Origin of the sequence: Streptomyces recifensis, from assembly GCF_002154615.1 — a bacterium.
GTDB classification, from domain to species: Bacteria; Actinomycetota; Actinomycetes; order Streptomycetales; family Streptomycetaceae; genus Streptomyces; species Streptomyces griseoluteus.
Genome location: NZ_MUNH01000127.1, coordinates 1 through 18,028 on the forward strand (window position 1 = coordinate 1; position 18,028 = coordinate 18,028).

15 protein-coding genes are annotated in these 18,028 nt (G+C 69.4%); 5 read left to right on the top strand and 10 right to left on the bottom strand.

The window, feature by feature from the left end; translation table 11 throughout:
• Positions 1 to 169: 169 nt before the first annotated feature.
• Both CCN33_RS08325 and CCN33_RS08330 read left to right on the top strand, forming a co-directional pair.
• Entirely contained in the window at positions 170 to 589 is a 420-nt protein-coding gene (locus CCN33_RS08325) for a transposase (protein WP_244173727.1), read from the top strand.
• A gap of 667 nt (positions 590 to 1,256) precedes the next feature.
• A complete protein-coding gene (locus CCN33_RS08330) occupies positions 1,257 to 2,444 on the top strand; it encodes a pyridoxal phosphate-dependent aminotransferase (protein ID WP_086692755.1) in 1,188 nt (395 codons plus the stop codon).
• 74 nt (positions 2,445 to 2,518) lie between these two features.
• On the opposite strand, the gene CCN33_RS08335 is transcribed toward CCN33_RS08330, so the two are convergent.
• The gene (locus CCN33_RS08335; RefSeq protein ID WP_030816547.1) at positions 2,519 to 3,049 is read right to left on the bottom strand and encodes a type III secretion system chaperone family protein; all 531 of its coding nucleotides are present in this window, start codon (positions 3,047 to 3,049) and stop codon (positions 2,519 to 2,521) included.
• Positions 3,050 to 3,220: 171 nt separating this feature from the next.
• Entirely contained in the window at positions 3,221 to 5,818 is a 2,598-nt protein-coding gene (clpB, locus tag CCN33_RS08340) for an ATP-dependent chaperone ClpB (protein WP_086692779.1), read from the bottom strand.
• A 115-nt stretch (positions 5,819 to 5,933) separates the two neighbouring features.
• Here clpB and CCN33_RS08345 point away from each other — a divergent pair, with 115 nt between their 5' ends.
• On the top strand, positions 5,934 to 6,347 hold the full coding sequence (locus CCN33_RS08345; RefSeq protein ID WP_086692757.1) for a pyridoxamine 5'-phosphate oxidase family protein: 414 nt from the start codon (positions 5,934 to 5,936) through the stop codon (positions 6,345 to 6,347).
• Between the two features lie 139 nt (positions 6,348 to 6,486).
• Here the strand turns inward: CCN33_RS08345 and CCN33_RS08350 are convergent, their stop codons facing one another.
• On the bottom strand, positions 6,487 to 6,822 hold the full coding sequence (locus CCN33_RS08350) for a Rieske (2Fe-2S) protein (RefSeq protein WP_030816552.1): 336 nt from the start codon (positions 6,820 to 6,822) through the stop codon (positions 6,487 to 6,489).
• 349 nt (positions 6,823 to 7,171) lie between these two features.
• Here CCN33_RS08350 and CCN33_RS08360 point away from each other — a divergent pair, with 349 nt between their 5' ends.
• The gene (locus CCN33_RS08360; protein WP_167387795.1) at positions 7,172 to 8,185 is read left to right on the top strand and encodes a helix-turn-helix transcriptional regulator; all 1,014 of its coding nucleotides are present in this window, start codon (positions 7,172 to 7,174) and stop codon (positions 8,183 to 8,185) included.
• Between the two features lies 1 nt (position 8,186).
• On the opposite strand, the gene CCN33_RS08365 is transcribed toward CCN33_RS08360, so the two are convergent.
• From CCN33_RS08365 to dnaK, 6 genes are all read right to left on the bottom strand, one after another.
• Entirely contained in the window at positions 8,187 to 9,215 is a 1,029-nt protein-coding gene (locus CCN33_RS08365; protein WP_167387796.1) for a helix-turn-helix transcriptional regulator, read from the bottom strand.
• A gap of 219 nt (positions 9,216 to 9,434) precedes the next feature.
• Positions 9,435 to 10,541 carry a sugar ABC transporter substrate-binding protein gene (locus CCN33_RS08370; RefSeq protein ID WP_086692765.1) on the bottom strand — a complete coding sequence of 369 codons (1,107 nt, stop codon included), beginning with the start codon at positions 10,539 to 10,541 and terminating at the stop codon, positions 9,435 to 9,437.
• Positions 10,542 to 10,860: 319 nt separating this feature from the next.
• On the bottom strand, positions 10,861 to 11,319 hold the full coding sequence (locus CCN33_RS08375) for a heat shock protein transcriptional repressor HspR (protein WP_086692767.1): 459 nt from the start codon (positions 11,317 to 11,319) through the stop codon (positions 10,861 to 10,863).
• Between the two features lie 5 nt (positions 11,320 to 11,324).
• Positions 11,325 to 12,506, bottom strand: coding sequence for a molecular chaperone DnaJ (gene dnaJ / locus CCN33_RS08380; protein WP_086692769.1), 1,182 nt, complete (start codon positions 12,504 to 12,506; stop codon positions 11,325 to 11,327).
• A gap of 45 nt (positions 12,507 to 12,551) precedes the next feature.
• On the bottom strand, positions 12,552 to 13,202 hold the full coding sequence (grpE, locus tag CCN33_RS08385) for a nucleotide exchange factor GrpE (protein ID WP_086692771.1): 651 nt from the start codon (positions 13,200 to 13,202) through the stop codon (positions 12,552 to 12,554).
• Positions 13,199 to 15,040 carry a molecular chaperone DnaK gene (dnaK, locus tag CCN33_RS08390; protein WP_086692773.1) on the bottom strand — a complete coding sequence of 614 codons (1,842 nt, stop codon included), beginning with the start codon at positions 15,038 to 15,040 and terminating at the stop codon, positions 13,199 to 13,201. Before dnaK ends, grpE begins: the two co-directional genes overlap by 4 nt.
• Positions 15,041 to 15,322: 282 nt before the next feature.
• Here dnaK and CCN33_RS08395 point away from each other — a divergent pair, with 282 nt between their 5' ends.
• Positions 15,323 to 17,602: a (Fe-S)-binding protein gene (locus tag CCN33_RS08395; RefSeq protein WP_086692775.1), complete on the top strand. Its 2,280-nt coding sequence runs from the start codon at positions 15,323 to 15,325 to the stop codon at positions 17,600 to 17,602.
• An 83-nt stretch (positions 17,603 to 17,685) separates the two neighbouring features.
• On the opposite strand, the gene CCN33_RS08400 is transcribed toward CCN33_RS08395, so the two are convergent.
• The gene (locus tag CCN33_RS08400; RefSeq protein ID WP_086692777.1) at positions 17,686 to 18,009 is read right to left on the bottom strand and encodes an antibiotic biosynthesis monooxygenase family protein; all 324 of its coding nucleotides are present in this window, start codon (positions 18,007 to 18,009) and stop codon (positions 17,686 to 17,688) included.
• Positions 18,010 to 18,028 lie beyond the last annotated feature (19 nt).

An 18,028-nucleotide genomic window follows, 5' to 3' on the forward strand; every position in this document is an offset into this window, starting at 1 on the left:
ACGCAGACCGCCGCCGGGCATGCCGACCCGGCTCTGGCGCTGCGGGTGTACGCCCACCTGATGCCCGACAGCCGCGAGCGTGCCCGGCGGCGGTCTGCGTGAGGGTGTCGTGTCTGCGCAGATGCACCAAGGCGACCCGGCCGCGTCACTGGATCAGGTCGGTGTGCGGATGCTCGGGGGAGGTCGGGCAGATGTAGATCTCGAGCCGTTACTTCCGGACCGGACGCCGAAGCGGGGTGGGTGGTGGCGGGATCACCGTGAGGTGATCGACGCGATCGCCTCTAAGTTCCAGACCGGGACGCAGTGGATGCACCTCCCGGAGAAGTACGGCAACTGGCGGGGTGTCTACAACCGGCTGCGGATACTGGTCGCAAAGAGACGCGAGGATGACCGCCGATGGCCAGTCCAGGAATTCCGCGAGTTCAGCTCATCCTTTTGTCACGAACATGCGGTAGAAGAGATTCATTCCCCTTACCTCATCCTCTGGCCAAGGGCAATCCTTCAGATCGTGCCGGGATCCGACTCGTGGATCCGAAGAAGTGTCTTCGGGAGCATTCTTGTAGTCCTTGCTGTCGGCGAAGCAGTGTAGGCTTCCGTCCTTGTTCCTCTTTGTTGCGTAGCAGTGGCGAGTTCCAACCATGTCGTTCAGAACAAGATGTGGTGTTGTCGGCTGCGGACTTCCCTCGCCTTTGTAGACGGTGGTGCCCCATGGGCAGTCCCCGACCTCGTGCCAAGATCGGTCGTAGGGGTCCATTTGGCGAGGGCCGGACCACGGCACGTTCCTATATGAGATGCCCGTTTGCCGGTTGAACAGGAACCGGTCACGCTCTTCCGTTTCTGATGTGCCATGGACCTCCTCTGCGTAGTAGCAACCGCGAGTCCAGTACTTGCTCAGGACCAGGTGAACGAGGCTCATATCTCGATGGTGCTTCTTCTTCATTTCGAGATCAAGAAACCACGCCCTTATCGGGCTGCGTCACCTCAGGGCGCCCCCATCGTCTGAGAACCTCGGCTTAAGCCGGAGCACCCCATCGTCATGGACATCACCTACGAACCCCAAGCCCTTGGGCCTGGCAGGCCACTAGCGGCCCCGGGATATCCCTGGGGCCGTCTGTGGGCCGTCCGAGGGCAGCCGACGACGACAGATGGTGACAGCCGAGGACAGCCTTTCCCCTGGTGAGCGATGGTGGGTTGGGTATCTCCGCAGGCGCCCTTCCACTAAGCAGTGTTGAGGAACCCCAGAGCTTGGGCGGAGGATGGCCGGCATGACCTCCACCGCACGTCCGTACCTCAACCGCCGGCTCGCCGAGTTCGGGACGACCATCTTCGCCGAGATGTCCGCGCTGGCCACGGCCACCGGCGCGATCAACCTCGGGCAGGGTTTCCCCGACACGGACGGCCCCGAGGAGATCAGGGAGGCGGCGGTGCGGGCGCTGCGGGACGGACGGGGGAACCAGTACCCGCCGGGTCCGGGCGTGCCGGAGCTGCGGCATGCGATCACCGCGCACCAGCGGCGCCGGTACGGCCTCGCCTACGACCCCGACACCGAGGTGCTGGTCACGGCGGGCGCGACCGAGGCCATCGCGGCGGCCCTGCTCGCGCTGGTGGAGCCGGGCGACGAGGTGGTGGCGCTGGAGCCGTACTACGACTCGTACGCGGCCAGCATCGCCATGGCCGGCGGGCGGCGCGTACCGGTGACGCTGCGCCCGGCCGAGGACCGCTTCCGGCTGGACCTGGACGAGCTGCGGGCGGCCGTCACCGACCGCACCCGGCTGCTGCTGATCAACACCCCGCACAATCCGACCGGCACGGTCCTCACCCGCGAGGAGCTGACCGCGATCGCCGAGCTGGCGGTGGAGCGGGACCTGCTGGTGGTGACGGACGAGGTGTACGAGCACCTCGTCTTCGACGACGCCGAGCACCTCCCGCTCGCGAGCCTCCCCGGCATGCGCGACCGCACGGTGACGATCGGCTCGGCCGGCAAGACGTTCTCGTTCACGGGCTGGAAGGTCGGCTGGGTGACGGCGGCTCCCGCCCTGGTCAGCGCGGTCCGCTCGGCGAAGCAGTACCTCACCTACGTCTCGGCGGGCCCCTTCCAGTACGCGGTCGCCGAGGCCCTCGCCCTCCCCGACTCCTACTTCGACGGCTTCCGCAGCGACATGCTCGCCCGCCGCGACATCCTCGCCACGGGCCTCGCCGAGGCGGGCTTCGGCGTCTTCCGTCCCGCCGGCACCTACTTCATCACCACCGACGTCCGCCCCCTCGGCGAGAAGGACGGCTTCGCCTTCTGCCGCGCCCTCCCCGAACGCGCCGGCGTAGTGGCCATCCCCAACGCCGTCTTCTACGACGACCGCGAGGCCGGCGCCCCGTTCGTACGTTTCGCGTTCTGCAAGAAGCCGGAGATCCTCCAGGAGGCCACGGACCGCCTGCGCCGCATGGCGTGAGAACGGAACGGCCGAGGGCCGGGGCGCGAAACGCGCCCCGGCCCTCGGCCGTGTGCGGGTCAGGGGTGGGTGGACTACTCCACGTCCCCGCCCGAGTCCTCCGCGTCGTCGATCTCCTGCTCGAGGCCGAGCTGTTCGGCGAGCCACTTGTCGAACTCGATGGCCGCGCGGACCCAGCTCACCACGGAGGAGACGAAGTGGTTGAGGTCGACGCCCGTGCCGATCAGCATCTGGGCCTCGCCGATGAGGCGGACCGTGCCGTCGTCGTGGGTGTGGGTGTAGACCTTGGGCCACAGGGTGCGCCGGTTCCAGTCGTCGACGGACTCCAGCAGCCGCGTCTTCTCCTCGATCTGGTGCGGACGGTCGTAGAAGGTCCGCACCGAGAAGACGGCCTGCTCGTCCTCGCCGCGGAACATGAAGTACGTACGGAACTGCTCCCAGGGCGCCGCGAGGTCGCCCTCCTCGTCCACGACGTACTTCAGCTCCATCTGGTCCAGGAGCTGCTTCACGAGGTCCTGGTCCGGGAGGACGGGGCCCGCCGGTCCCTGCGGCTGCTGCTCGGGCTGGCCCCCGAAGTTCGGAATCGAGGACGGGTCGATGCTCACCGTGGTTCTCCTTCGTACGGAATTCCGCCATCCTCCCCCAGAGGGGGAGGTCCGTGGCAAGCCCCGGCGCGGCCTGTCAGCCACGGGCGGACACGCGGCCCGGGCGCGGGTGCCACGCGTCGCTTCGACGAGTGACACCCGCGCCCCGGAGGCAAACGCGCGAGCCCTGTTTCACAGGGACTTTCCCGTGGCCGGAGCCACCTTCAGGCCGCCCTCGGCGCGGTCCACGCGGACCGTGTCGCCGTCCTTGATCTCGCCGGAGAGGATCTCCTTGGCGAGCCGGTCGCCGATGGCCGTCTGGACCAGGCGGCGCAGCGGGCGCGCGCCGTACGCCGGGTCGTTGCCCTCCTCCGCGAGCCACGCCAGCGCCTCGGGCGTGACGTCGAGGGTGAGGCGCCGCTCCGCCAGCCGGCGGCCGAGCCGGTCGATCTGGAGGCGGGCGATCCGGGCCAGCTCCGCCTCGCTGAGCGCGGAGAACACCACCAGGTCGTCCAGCCGGTTCAGGAACTCCGGCTTGAACGAGGCCCGCACCGTGTCCAGCACCCGCTGCCGCTTCTCCGCCTCGTCCAGCGCCGGGTCGACCAGGTACTGGCTGCCCAGGTTGGAGGTGAGCACCAGGATGGTGTTGCGGAAGTCGACCGTACGGCCCTGACCGTCCGTCAGGCGGCCGTCGTCCAGCACCTGGAGCAGGATGTCGAAGACCTCGGGGTGCGCCTTCTCCACCTCGTCCAGCAGCACCACGCTGTACGGGCGCCGCCGCACGGCCTCGGTGAGCTGGCCGCCCTCCTCGTAGCCGACGTAGCCGGGAGGCGCGCCGACCAGGCGGGCGACGCTGTGCTTCTCGCCGTACTCCGACATGTCGATGCGGATCATCGCCCGCTCGTCGTCGAAGAGGAAGTCCGCGAGCGCCTTGGCCAGTTCCGTCTTGCCGACGCCGGTCGGGCCGAGGAACAGGAAGGAGCCGGTGGGCCGGTCCGGATCCGCGACCCCGGCGCGCGAGCGGCGCACCGCGTCGGAGACGGCCTGCACGGCCTCGCTCTGGCCGATGAGCCGCTTGCCCAGCTCGTCCTCCATGCGCAGCAGCTTCTGCGTCTCGCCCTCCAGCAGGCGGCCGGCCGGGATGCCGGTCCAGGCGGCGACGACGTCCGCGATGTCGTCGGAGCCGACCTCCTCCTTGACCATGGTGTCCCGCGCGGCCTCCTCCTCGGCCTCCGAGGCGGCCTCCAGCTCCTTCTCCAGCTCGGGGATCTGCCCGTACAGCAGCTTGGAGGCGGTGTCGAAGTCTCCGTCGCGCTGGGCGCGCTCGGCCTGGCCGCGCAGATCGTCCAGGCGCTCCTTCAGCTCACCGACGCGGTTGAGGGACTGCTTCTCCTTCTCCCAGCGGGCGGTGAGCCCGCGCAGCTCCTCCTCCTTGTCGGCGAGGTCGCGGCGCAGCCGCTCCAGGCGCTCACGGGAGGCCGGGTCGGTCTCCTTGCCGATCGCCAGCTCCTCCATCCGCAGCCGGTCGACCCCGCGCTGGAGCTCGTCGATCTCCACCGGGGAGGAGTCGATCTCCATGCGCAGCCGGGACGCGGCCTCGTCCACGAGGTCGATCGCCTTGTCGGGCAGGAAGCGGGAGGTGATGTACCGGTCGGACAGGGTCGCGGCGGCCACCAGCGCGCTGTCCGCGATCTGCACCTTGTGGTGCGCCTCGTACCGCCCCTTCAGACCGCGCAGGATCGCGATGGTGTCCTCGACGCTCGGCTCGGCCACCAGCACCTGCTGGAAGCGCCGCTCCAGCGCCGGGTCCTTCTCGATCCGCTCGCGGTACTCGTCCAGCGTGGTCGCGCCGACCATGCGCAGCTCGCCGCGGGCCAGCATCGGCTTGAGCATGTTGCCCGCGTCCATCGCGGAGTCGCCCCCGGCGCCCGCGCCGACGACGGTGTGCAGCTCGTCGATGAAGGTGATGACCTGCCCGTCGGAGTCCTTGATCTCCGAGAGCACGGCCTTGAGCCGCTCCTCGAACTCACCGCGGTACTTGGCGCCCGCGACCATCGCGCCGAGGTCCAGCGAGACCAGCCGCTTGTCCTTCAGGGACTCCGGCACGTCGCCCTTGACGATGCGCTGGGCCAGCCCCTCGACCACGGCGGTCTTGCCGACGCCCGGCTCGCCGATGAGGACGGGGTTGTTCTTGGTGCGGCGGCTCAGCACCTGCACGACCCGGCGGATCTCCTGGTCCCGGCCGATGACCGGGTCGAGGCGGCCCTCGCGGGCGGCGGCGGTGAAGTCGGTGCCGAACTTCTCCAGGGCCTTGTACTGACCCTCGGGGTCGGCGGTGGTCACGCGGCGTCCTCCTCTGGCCTTCTGAAAGGCGTCTTGCAGCTTCTTGGCGGTGGCTCCCTGCTCCCGGAGCACGTCCCCGGCGGCGCCGCCCTTCGCGGCGAGACCGGTCAGCAGGTGTTCGGTGGAGAGGTAGTCGTCACCGAGGTCCCCGGCGCGCTCGTCGGCGTCCGCCAGGACGGCGAGCAGCTCCCGGCTGGGCTGCGGGGGCGCGACGGTGGAGCCGGTCACGCTGGGCAGCGTGCCGAGCGCGCGCTCGGCCCCGGCGCGCACGGCGGCCGGGTCGGCGCCGACGGCGGCGAGCAGGTCGGTGATGTTCTCGTTGTCCTGGCCCGCGAGCAGCGCCAGCAACAGGTGAGCGGGCGTCAGGTCGGGGTGCCCCTCCGTCACGGCCCGCTGGCTTGCGGCGTTGATCGCGTCCCGGCTCCTGTTGGTCAGCTCGGCGTCCACGTGCGTGTTCTCCCCTTCCGCCACTGCTCCACTGATGACTTAACCAGTGTACACAAACTTGAGTCGGGTGCACTCAATTAGGCGCCGGGAACTTCAGGTTGGCTAGGTTTCGGCCATGCCCTCATACTCCGTGGACCTGGACGCACCGGACGAGTCGTACGTCGCCTTCTGGCGGGAGCGGCACCTGAGCACGCTCACCACCCTGCGCCCGGACGGCAGCCCGCACGTGGTGCCGGTGTGCGTGACCTGGGACCCCGGGGCCGGCATCGCCCGCGTCATCACCAGCGGCACCAGTACCAAGGCGGCGCTGGTGCGCGCGGCGGGAGAGGAGGGCGCGCGGGTGGCGGTGTGCCAGGTGGACGGCCGGCGCTGGGCCACGCTGGAGGGGCGGGCACGGGTGCGCGAGGACCGCGAGGCGGTCGCGGAGGCGGAACGGCGCTTCACCGAGCGGTACGGCCGCGAGCCCCGGGAGAACCCGCTGCGGGTCGCCCTGGAGATCCGGGTGGAACGCGCGCTCGGACGCGGCTGAAGAATTCCGGCCACGTGGCCGAAGGGCCGAAACCCCGAAATATGCGCAGAAACTGCAGCGGCGTCACCGTGTTCAGGTCACGGTGACGCCGCTGCGGGGGGAAGTACCTGAGGCGATCTTTTACGACGGGGGAATCGCGTCAGGCACTGCGGGGGGTGGCAGTTGTGGTCCTGAGGTCGGCGACCTCGGGCTCCGCGAGACGGTGGTCCCGCTGGTCCAGATTGACGAAGATCATGCCGTACCGGACGGCACACCGCACCGGCTGCGGCGCGCCGCGTGGCTTGCGCAGGCAGCGGTACGCCCGTACGTCCTCGTCCTCGTCACGGGTGACCACCACCGGCTCGCCGAACACCGTCACCATCAACGAGTCGCCGCTGTGGGGGATAGCGGTGACCAGGTCGATGAAGTGCCAGCCGGAGCGGTAGGCGGTGGCCATCTCACGACGGAAGGAGCGGTCGTCGGGAGGCGTGGTCATGGTGATCAGTCCCACCGCGTGTCGAGCGGGGCGACGTCCCACCTCGTGTCCGCGGGTGTGGTGTCCCACCTGGTGTCCGCCGGCGTGGTGTCCCACCGGGTGTCCTGAACGCCCGCCGCTCGCACGGCCCCCCGGTCACCCGGCGAGTGCGCGCTCGTCGCACCGGAGAGGCCCGCCAGTGTTCCGACGGCCGCAACGGCGGAGAGAGCGGCAACAAGCGCCGAGCGAAGCATTCTGTTACGCATGGTCGGCTTCGTCCTCACTTGAAAGTCCCCTCTTCCCCCGTCGAGTTAGACGATGGCTCATTCAGGCACATCATCGCCACACGATCGGTGCATCATGTTCCTGCATGTTCAGGACCCTGGGGGGTGGAGATTTGGCAACAAACGGGACAGAGGCGACACATCCCCACGCGGTGACAGAGATGTGCGCGGAAGGAAGCCGCCTCTACGCGAGCGCGCTGCGCACCGGCCGCATCCCGCGCGCGGACGCCGAGGCGGCTCCGTGCCTGATGGAGTTCGCCCTGCTCCACCCGGACCCGGACGATCCCGGCTGGCTGCGGCCGGTGGCGCCGGCCGTCGCGCTGGCCCAGCGGCTGACCCCGATCGAGCGGGAGATCGCCGAGCGGCGGCGCCGGTCCATCGTGCTCTCCGAGATCTTCGAACCCTTCATGACGCTGAGCGCCCGCGAGGACGCACCCACGCACGCCATCACCGTCCTGGAGGGCCTGGACCGCATCAACGCGGCCCTGGACCTCGCCACCGGCCAGTGCCGCACCGAGGTGCTCACCGTGCAGCCCGGCGGCCGCCGCAGCCCCGAGAACCGCCTCCTGGAGGCACTGGACCGGGACCGCCCGCTGATCGAGCGCGGGGTGCGCATCCGCACCCTGTACCAGCACACCGCCCGCTACAGCGCCGACCGCCTCGCCTACGTGGACCGCTTCACCGACGGCAAGGCGGAGTACCGCACCATCGACGAACTGGTCGAGCGGCTGATCATCTGCGACGAGACGGTGGCCTTCATCCCCGTCCGCGAGGACCGCCAGGTCGCCCTGGAGCTGCGCCACCCCGGCCTGGTGCGCTACCTGGTCAAGGTCTTCGAGTTCATGTGGAGCCGCGCGGTCCCGCTGAGCGCCGGCACGCCCTACGAGACCGCCCCGGACGGCATCACCGACATCCAGCACTCCATCGCCAAGCTGCTGGTGGAGGGGCACGTCGACGAGGCCATCGCCCGGCGCCTCGGGATGAACGTCCGCACCTGCCGCGCCCACATCGCCAAGCTGGCCACCGCGCTGGGCAGCGGCAGCCGGGCCCAGCTCGGCTATCTGATCGCCCGCTCCGGCATGCTCAACGAGGAGGACTAGTTCAGGGCGCGTGCACGCCCTCGGCGGGCGCGGGCGCCGGTCCGTGCGAGGGGCCGTCCAGCCCCACCTGGGCGATCCGGACGCCGAGTTGGGTACGGCTGGTCGCGCCCAGGGTCTCGGAGAGCCGGGCGATGTGCGCGCGGCAGGTGCGCACGCTGATGCCGAGCCGCTCGGCGATCACCGCGTCCTGGTGGCCCTCGGCGAGCAGCGCGGCGATGGCGCGTTCGCGGTGCGAGATGCCCTCGATGCCGGTGTCGGGCAGCGGGGCGGTGAGCGGGATCGCCAGCCGCCACAGCCGCTCGAAGACCGTCACCAGGTACTCCACCAGCGCCGGGTGGCGCAGCTCCAGGGCCATCGTGCGGTCGGTGTTGGCGGGGATGAAGGCCACCGTGCGGTCGAAGAGGATGAGCCGGTCGATGACCTCGTCCAGCGTGCGGGCCTCCACCGCGTCGCCCATCAGCTCCAGGTAGTTGAGCAACCCCTGGCCGTGCCGGGCGACATGGGTGTACAGGTCGCGCATCCGGACGCCCCGGCCGCGCAGTTCGAGCGCCCGGTGCAGCCCCTCGGTCAGCTCCGCCTCGCGCCGGATGCCGCCGGGCTGCACGGTGAGCACCTCGGTCGCGCACCGTTCGGTCGCCTCGTCCATCGCGGCCTGGATACGGGTGAGTCCGTCCAGCACCCGGATCGCGGAGCCTTCACCCGGTGCGCCGAGGGCGGGCAGTTGACGGCCGAGCCCGGCGTACCAGTCGAACGCGGCGACCGCCGAGCCCATCCGGCGCCGGCTCTCGTTGACCTCGTCGTAGACCCCGCGCAGCAGCCGGGTCATCACCTCCTGCGGGGAGGTGGGGACCAGCCAGTCCATGTCGTCCGGGTCGGGGTGCAGCAGGGCCAGCTCCAGCAGGCAGGGCACCGGCTCCGCGTCCGCGCGGGGCACCCGGCCCCGGCGCACGGCACGGGAGTACACACGGTCCCCCTGCCCGCACAGCCGGTCGGCACCGTGGGGATGCTCCTCCGTCGCGTGCCCGGCCATCGCCCATTCCACCCCCGGTCGCCGCCACTTCGCAGCGCAACTATGCGCGGCGCCGCCCGCCTCCGCAACACGGCTCCTCCTGCCCCGCGCACCGCGAAACACCGGTATGCCCGGATCGCCGGGGGCCGGACGGCACACGAAAAGGGAGGCGGCCCCGCCGTCACCGGGGCCGCCTCCCTCATCCGTCTCCGGGTCGCTCCCCGGCCGCCTGTCGGCGCGTCAGCGCAGGCCCGCGGCGGCGCAGGCCGACTTGTAGGAGGCGGTGCAGATCTGCTCGACGGTGTAGATGCTGTCCTCGACGACCGTCTCCTTGATCTTGCTCTTGGTCAGCGCGGTCACCTGGACCAGCTTGGCCGGGATCTGCTTGTCGGTGGGGCTGTCGACGCGGTCCTGGGTGAGGGCGTCGAACTGGATGTCCTTGCCCTGCACCTTGGCGACGGCCATCTGGGCCGCCGCCTCGGCCTCGTCCGGGTAGGACTTGTAGACGCTCATGTACTGCTGGCCCGCCAGGATGCGCTGCACGGCGTCCAGTTCGGCGTCCTGGCCGGTGATCGGGGGCAGGGTGGTGACGCCGGCGTTCTTCAGGGCCTTGATGACGCCGCCGGCCATGCCGTCGTTGGCGGCGTAGACGGCGGCGATGTTGTCCTTGCCGATCCGGCCTATCGCCTCGGTCATGTTGGCCTCGGCGTACTCCGGCTTCCAGTCCTTGGTGTCGAAGCTGTCCGCGATCGTCACCTTGCCGCTCAGCTCGGAGAGCGCGCCCTCCTTGAACTGCTTGGCGTTGGGGTCGGTCGGGGAGCCGTTCATCATCACGATCTTGTCGGAGAGCCCGGCGCCCGAACCCAGCCGCTCCAGCAGGGAACGGCCCTGCACCTCGCCGACCAGCTCGTTGTCGAAGGAGATGTACGCCTGGATCGGCCCCTCGGCCAGCCGGTCGTAGGCGATGACCGGGATGCCCGCGTCCTTGGCCTTCTTCACGGCCGGCGCGATCGCGTGCGCGTCGACGGCGTCCAGCAGGATGACGTTGACCTTCTCGTCGATCATCCGCTGCATCTGCTCGGCCTGCTGACCGGCGTCCGCGTCGGCGTTGGCGTACTCGACCTTGCCCTTCTTGTGGGTCAGTTCGGCCACCTTGCTCTTGATGATGGGGTAGTCGAACTTGTCGTAGCGGGTGTTCGCCTTCTCCGGCAGCAGCAGGCCGACGGTGACCTGGTCGCCCATGGTCGGGCTCGCGCTCGCGTCGTCTCCCGCCGCGTTCAGGACGCCGCAGCCGGCGAGCGGGAGGACCATCGCGGAGACGGCCACGGACATGGCGATACGACGCATTCGAGGGCTCACTTCAGGTGCGTTTCGACGGGGTGCTGCGTGCTACCCGGGTGTCTGAAAAGACAACTTGGAGGCGACCTGCGGCGTCAAGCAAAACAACTTAACGAGATGGCAACACCACGCTGCGTTCAGCCGGTGAAGACCTGGCGGAACCTTGCGCAACCCGCTGTAAACGCCCTTCACAACCTCCCCGCGCGAACCTCGTGTTACGTACACACAGGCGAAAGAAGTCAGCCACGCGGTGAACGCCCGCTCGGTGAACGAGCGAAGGGGCCGGGAGGCTCGTGCCTCCCGGCCCCTTCGAAGGTGCTCGGACACCTCAGTCCGCGGACGGCTGCCGCTTCGGCCGCCACACCACCAGCGCGCTGGTCTGCTGGACCTCCTGGTACGGGACCAGGTCGCGCCGGTAGGAGGCGTGCACGGCGGCCTCGCGCTGACGCATCGTCGCCGCCGCGCCGTCCAGCGCCGATTCCAGCTCCGCCACGCGGGACTGGAGAGCCGCGACGTGGTTCTCCAGTTCGATGATGCGCTTGATGCCGGCCAGGTTGATGCCCTCGTCCTGCGACAACTGCTGCACCTGGCGGAGCAGTTCGATGTCACGGGCCGAATAGCGCCGCCCCCGCCCCGCCGTGCGGTCCGGGGAGACCAGACCGAGGCGGTCGTACTGCCGGAGCGTCTGCGGATGGAGTCCGGAGAGCTGTGCGGCGACCGAGATGACGTAGACCGGGGTCTCCTCGGTCAGCTCGTACGGGTTGCGCCGACGACCTGGTGTGTCCATCGGGCTCATTCTCCCTTCGCGGCCTCGAACAGCTCCGCCCGCGGGTCCTCGTCCGCGGTCGCCTCGCGATACGCCTCCAGCGCGTCACGAGCCTTCCCCGAGAGGTCCTTCGGGACACTCACCTCCACGGTGATCAGCAGATCGCCGTGGCTGCCGTCCTTGCGTGCCGCGCCCTTGCCCCGCGCCCGCATGGTGCGGCCGTTGGGCGTGCCGGGCGGCAGCTTCAGGGTGACCGGGGACCCGCCGAGGGTGGGCACCCGCACCTCGCCGCCGAGGGCCGCCTCGGTGAAGGTGACCGGGACGGTGACGGTGAGGTTGTCGCCCCTGCGGCCGAACACCTTGTGCTCGCCCACGTGGACGGTGACGTACAGATCGCCCGCCGGACCGCCGCGCTCGCCGGGCGCGCCCTTGCCGCGCAGCCGGATGCGCTGCCCGTCGGTGACACCCGCCGGGATGCGGACCTGCATGGTGCGCGAGGACTTGGCCCGGCCGCTGCCGCTGCACTCGGTGCAGGGGTGCTCGGCGATCAGGCCGCGGCCCTTGCAGTCGGGGCACGGGTCGGTGAGCGAGAAGCCGCCGCCCGAGCCCCGCGCGACCTGCCCGGTTCCGACGCAGGTCGGGCACACACGCGGCGTGCCGTTCTTGTCGCCGGTGCCCGAGCACGCCTTGCAGGGCGCCTGGGAGGTCATCCTGAGCGGTACGGTCGCGCCCTCGATCGCCTCGGTGAAGCTGAGCGTCACCTCGGTGTCGACGTCCTGCCCCCGGCGCGGCTGGGTACGGGTGGTACCCGCGCCGCCCCGGTTGAACAGGCCGCCGAAGACGTCGCCCAGGCCGCCGCCGAAGCTGCCGCTCTGCGCGCCGCCCGCACCGCCGGCGCCCCCGAAGAGGTCGCCGAGGTCGAAGTTGAACTGACCGCCGCCCGCGCCCGGCCCCGGCCGGAAACCGCCGTTGCCGAACAGGGCCCGCGCGTCGTCGTACTCCTTGCGCTTCTTGGGGTCGCCGAGGACGTCGTTCGCCTCGGAGATCTCCTTGAAGCGCTCCTCGGCGCGGGTGTTGCCCTTGTTGGCGTCCGGGTGGAACTCGCGGGCGAGCTTCCGGTACGCCTTCTTGATCTCGGCCTCGGTGGCGTCCTTGGGGACGCCGAGGACCTTGTAGAAGTCCTTCTCGATGAAGTCCTTGGTACTCATCCCCGACGTCCCTCCTTCCGGACCTGCATGATTTCCGTGATTACGTCAGCCCTCCTCCGGGCCACCGTTCTCCTTGTCGTCGGCCGCGCTCTCCTCGGCCTCCTCCGCCTTGACGGTCTGCGCGCCGGGCTGCGGCTCGGCGACGGCCACCCGCGCGGGGCGGATGGTGCGCTCACCGATGCGGTAACCGGGCTGGAGGATGGCCACGCACGTCGTCTCGGTGACGTCGGGCGCGTAGGAGTGCATCAGGGCTTCATGGATCGTCGGGTCGAAGGGCTCGCCCTCCTTGCCGAACTGCATGAGGCCCATCTTGGCCGCCACGGTCTCCAGCGACTCGGCGACCGACTTGAAGCCGCCGAGCAGTTCGCCGTGCTCCCGTGCGCGGCCGATGTCGTCCAGCACGGGCAGCAGCTCGGTCAGGAGGTTCGCGATGGCGACCTCCTTGACCGCGACGCGGTCGCGCTCGACGCGGCGGCGGTAGTTCTGGTACTCGGCCTGCAGCCGCTGGAGGTCGGCCGTGCGCTCACCGAGCGCCGTCCGCACCTGGTCCAGCTGCGCCACCAGAGCGGCGTCCGCACTTGCGTCCCCCGCCGGGGCCGCCTCCTTCTCGGAGGCGGCCTTCGGCTCGGCGTCGTCGGGGTTCGCGCCGGAGGGGACGTCGGGCTTCTCCTCGAAGCCCGGGGTCTCCTCCGTCACGCGGCACCGTCCTTGCGCTCGTCGTCGACGATCTCGGCGTCCACGACGTCGTCGTCCTTGGCCTCACCGGCGTCGGCGGACGGACCGCCGGCGGCCTGGGCGCCCTGGGCGTCGGCGTACATGGCCTGGCCGAGCTTCTGCGAGACGGCCGCGACCTTCTCGGTGGCCGTACGGATCTCGGCGCTGTCCTCGCCCTTGAGCTTCTCCTTCAGCTCGGCGACAGCCTCCTCGACCTCGGTCTTGATCTCGCCCGGGACCTTGTCCTCGTTGTCCTTGAGGAACTTCTCGGTCTGGTAGACGAGCTGCTCGCCCTGGTTGCGGGACTCGGCGGCCTCGCGGCGGGCGTGGTCCTCCTCCGCGTACTTCTCCGCCTCCTGGCGCATGCGGTCGACCTCGTCCTTCGGCAGCGAGGAGCCGCCGGTGACGGTCATCTTCTGCTCCTTGCCCGTGCCCAGGTCCTTCGCGGTCACGTGCATGATGCCGTTGGCGTCGATGTCGAAGGCGACCTCGATCTGCGGGACACCGCGCGGGGCCGGCGGCAGACCGGTCAGCTCGAACATCCCGAGCTTCTTGTTGTACGCCGCGATCTCGCGCTCGCCCTGGTAGACCTGGATCTGCACGGAGGGCTGGTTGTCCTCGGCGGTGGTGAAGATCTCGGACCGCTTGGTCGGGATCGTCGTGTTCCGCTCGATCAGCTTGGTCATGATGCCGCCCTTGGTCTCGATACCGAGGGACAGCGGGGTGACGTCGAGGAGCAGGACGTCCTTGACCTCGCCCTTGAGGACACCGGCCTGGAGGGCCGCGCCGATGGCGACGACCTCGTCCGGGTTGACGCCCTTGTTGGCCTCGTTGCCGCCGGTCAGCTCCTTGACCAGCTCGGCGACGGCCGGCATACGGGTCGAACCGCCGACGAGGACCACGTGGTCGATCTCGCCGAGCTGGATGCCCGCGTCCTTGATGACATTGTGGAACGGCGTCTTGCAGCGCTCCAGGAGGTCGGCGGTGAGCTGCTGGAACTGGGCGCGGGTGAGCTTCTCGTCCAGGTGCAGCGGGCCCTCGGCGGACGCCGTGATGTAGGGCAGGTTGATCGAGGTCTCCGTGGAGGAGGACAGCTCGATCTTGGCCTTCTCGGCGGCCTCACGCAGGCGCTGGAGGGCCATCTTGTCCTTGGCGAGGTCCACGCCGTGGCCGGCCTTGAACTGCTGGACCAGGTAGTCGACGACACGCTGATCCCAGTCGTCACCACCGAGGTGGTTGTCACCGTTGGTGGCCTTCACCTCGACGACGCCGTCACCGATCTCCAGCAGCGAGACGTCGAAGGTGCCGCCACCGAGGTCGAAGACCAGGATGGTCTGGTCGTCCTTGTCGAGGCCGTACGCGAGGGCGGCGGCGGTCGGCTCGTTGACGATGCGCAGGACGTTCAGACCCGCGATCTCACCGGCCTCCTTGGTCGCCTGACGCTCGGAGTCGTTGAAGTACGCCGGGACGGTGATGACCGCGTCGGTCACCTTCTCGCCCAGGTAGGACTCGGCGTCGCGCTTCAGCTTCTGCAGGATGAACGCGGAGATCTGCTGCGGGTTGAAGTCCTTCCCGTCGAGCTGGATCTTCCAGTCGGTGCCCATGTGGCGCTTCACCGAGCGGATGGTCCGGTCCACGTTCGTGACCGCCTGGCGCTTGGCGACCTCGCCGACGAGCACCTCACCGTTCTTCGCGAAGGCGACGACGGACGGCGTGGTCCGGGCACCCTCGGCGTTGGTGATGACGGTGGGCTCGCCGCCCTCCAGAACGCTGACGACGGAGTTAGTCGTGCCCAGGTCGATGCCGACCGCACGTGCCATGGTTGGTTCCTCCAGAGGACTTGAGTGGGAATGGCTCAAGTGTGCCACTCCGAGTGCACTGGGTCAACAGACATGAGCCGACGGGGCTCAACTCTTATATGGCGCTTATATGCAAGGCGACGTTCGGCCTGGCCGGGCGGGTTCCCCCGTCCCGGCGAAGGCAACCCTCAGCGACTCATCTCACCCCGCGCCGTGCTGCATCGCGCAGGAGGATGGGGGTAGTCTCAGACGGACTGCATAAGTTACCGCTTAGTAATTTCGAGGCCGCCTCAGGAGCCCCTCATGCAACTCGCCGCGATCATCGTGTCGCTGGTCCTGACCGTGGTCGGTGTCGCGCTGCTCGCCCGGGCCATCGGACAGTTCGTCCGGTACTTCAAGCTGGGCCAGCCCGTCCCCGCCGGTACCCGGACCGACAACCCGTACCAGCGCAGCGTGACGCTGGTCCGGGAGTTCCTCGGCCACACCCGGATGAACAAGTGGGGCATCGTCGGTGTGGCCCACTGGTTCGTGGCCGTGGGCTTCCTGACGCTGCCGCCGACCCTGGCCCAGGCGTTCGGCCAGCTCTTCAAGGCCGACTGGACGCTGCCCTTCATCGGCGACTTCCTGCCCTTCGAGCTGTACATCGAGTTCATCGGTGTGATGACCGTGCTCGGCATCGCCGTGCTCATGGTCATCCGGCTGCTGAGCCTGCCCAGCCGCCCGGGCCGCAAGTCCCGCTTCGCCGGGTCCAAGGCCGGCCAGGCGTACTTCGTCGAGTACGTCATCCTCACCATCGGCCTGGCGATCTACACCCTGCGCGGCCTCGAGGGCGCCCTGCACCACGTGGACCACTACGAGGCGGCCTACTTCGCCTCGTACCCGCTGGTCCTCGCCTTCAAGGCGCTGAGCGTCACCACGCTTCAGAACCTGGTCTACCTGGTCGCCATGATCAAGATCGGGACCTCGTTCATCTGGATGATCGTGGTCTCGCTCAACACCAACATGGGTGTGGCCTGGCACCGCTTCCTCGCGTTCCCGAACATCTGGTTCAAGCGGGAGGCGGAGGGCGGTGTGGCCCTCGGCGGCCTTCAGCCGATGACCTCCGGCGGCAAGCCGATCGACTTCACCGACCCCGGTGAGGACGACGTCTTCGGCGTCTCCCAGGTCGAGCAGTTCTCCTGGAAGGGCCTGCTGGACTTCTCCACCTGCACCGAGTGCGGCCGCTGCCAGTCGCAGTGCCCCGCCTGGAACACCGGCAAGCCGCTCTCCCCGAAGCTGCTGATCATGTCCCTGCGGGACCACGCCCACGCCAAGGCGCCCTACCTGCTCGCGGGTGGCGGCAAGACCATGGAGGGCGACGAGAAGGCGTCCGAGGAGCAGCTGGCGAACGTGCCCGCCGCGGCCCTCGCCGAGGCCGAGCGCCCGCTCGTCGGCACCGCCGAGGAGAACGGCGTCATCGACCCGGACGTGCTGTGGTCCTGCACCACCTGCGGCGCCTGTGTCGAGCAGTGCCCGGTGGACATCGAGCACGTCGACCACATCGTCGACATGCGCCGCTACCAGGTGATGATCGAGTCCGCGTTCCCGTCCGAGGCGGGCACGATGCTCAAGAACCTGGAGAAGAAGGGCAACCCCTGGGGCCTGGCCAAGAAGCAGCGCCTCGAGTGGACCAAGGAGGTCGACTTCGAGGTCCCGGTCGTCGGCAAGGACATCGAGGACCTGTCCGAGGTCGAGTACCTCTACTGGGTCGGCTGTGCCGGTGCCCTGGAGGACCGCGCCAAGAAGACGACCAAGGCGTTCGCCGAGCTGCTGCACATCGCGGGCGTCAAGTTCGCCATCATGGGCGGCGACGAGAAGTGCACCGGTGACTCCGCCCGCCGTCTCGGCAACGAGCCCCTGTTCCAGGAGCTCGGCATGGAGAACGTCATGTCCCTCAACGCCGCCTTCGGCGAGGAGATGGACGACGACGGCAAGGTGGTCCCCGAGTCGGCGAAGCCCAAGTCGGCCAAGAAGATCGTCGCCACCTGCCCGCACTGCCTCAACACGCTCGGCAACGAGTACCCGCAGCTCGGCGGCGACTACGAGGTCATCCACCACACCCAGCTGCTCCAGCACCTGGTGGACGAGGGCAAGCTGATCCCCGTCACCCCGGTCGAGGGCATCATCACGTACCACGACCCCTGCTACCTGGGCCGGCACAACAAGATCTACACGCCTCCGCGCGAGATCATCGGCAAGGTGCCGGGCCTCAGGAACGAGGAGATGCACCGCCACAAGGAGCGCGGCTTCTGCTGTGGCGCCGGTGGCGCGCGGATGTGGATGGAGGAGCGGATCGGCAAGCGCATCAACAACGAGCGCGTCGACGAGGCCCTCTCCCTCAACCCCGACATCGTCTCCACCGCCTGCCCGTTCTGCCTCGTCATGCTGACCGACTCGGTCAACGGCAAGAAGAACGACGGCAAGGCGAAGGAGTCCATCCAGGTCGTGGACGTGGCCCAGCTCCTGCTGGACTCCGTCAGGACCCCGGCGGACCCCGCGGACGACGAGCCCGCCACCGAGCCGGAGCCCGAGCCGGTCAAGTAGCGCACCGCTTCGCACACGACGGCGCCCCCCGGTCCACGAGACCGGGGGGCGCGGTCGTACCCGTACGGGTTACGCGGGCGGGGTCACTTCGGGGACGCCTGCTGGACGACCTCGAAGGACCACAGGGTGGAGCCGGCCGCGGCGGGCCGCTGCTTCTCGCCCTCACCACCGCCCGTGCCCTGGTGGGCGGCCTTCATGGGGCCCTCCATCCACGCCTGGAAGGCCGCGTCGTCGCGCCAGCGGGTGTAGACGAGGTACTGGTCGGTGCCCTCCACCGGCCGCAGCAGCTCGAACCACTCGAACCCGTCCGAGCTCTCCACGGTGTGCGCCCGCGAGGCGAACCGCTTCTCCAGCACCTCCCGCTGCTCCTCGGGGACGGTCAGCACATTGATCTTCACTACGCTCATGCCCCCATCCTGCCCCCGC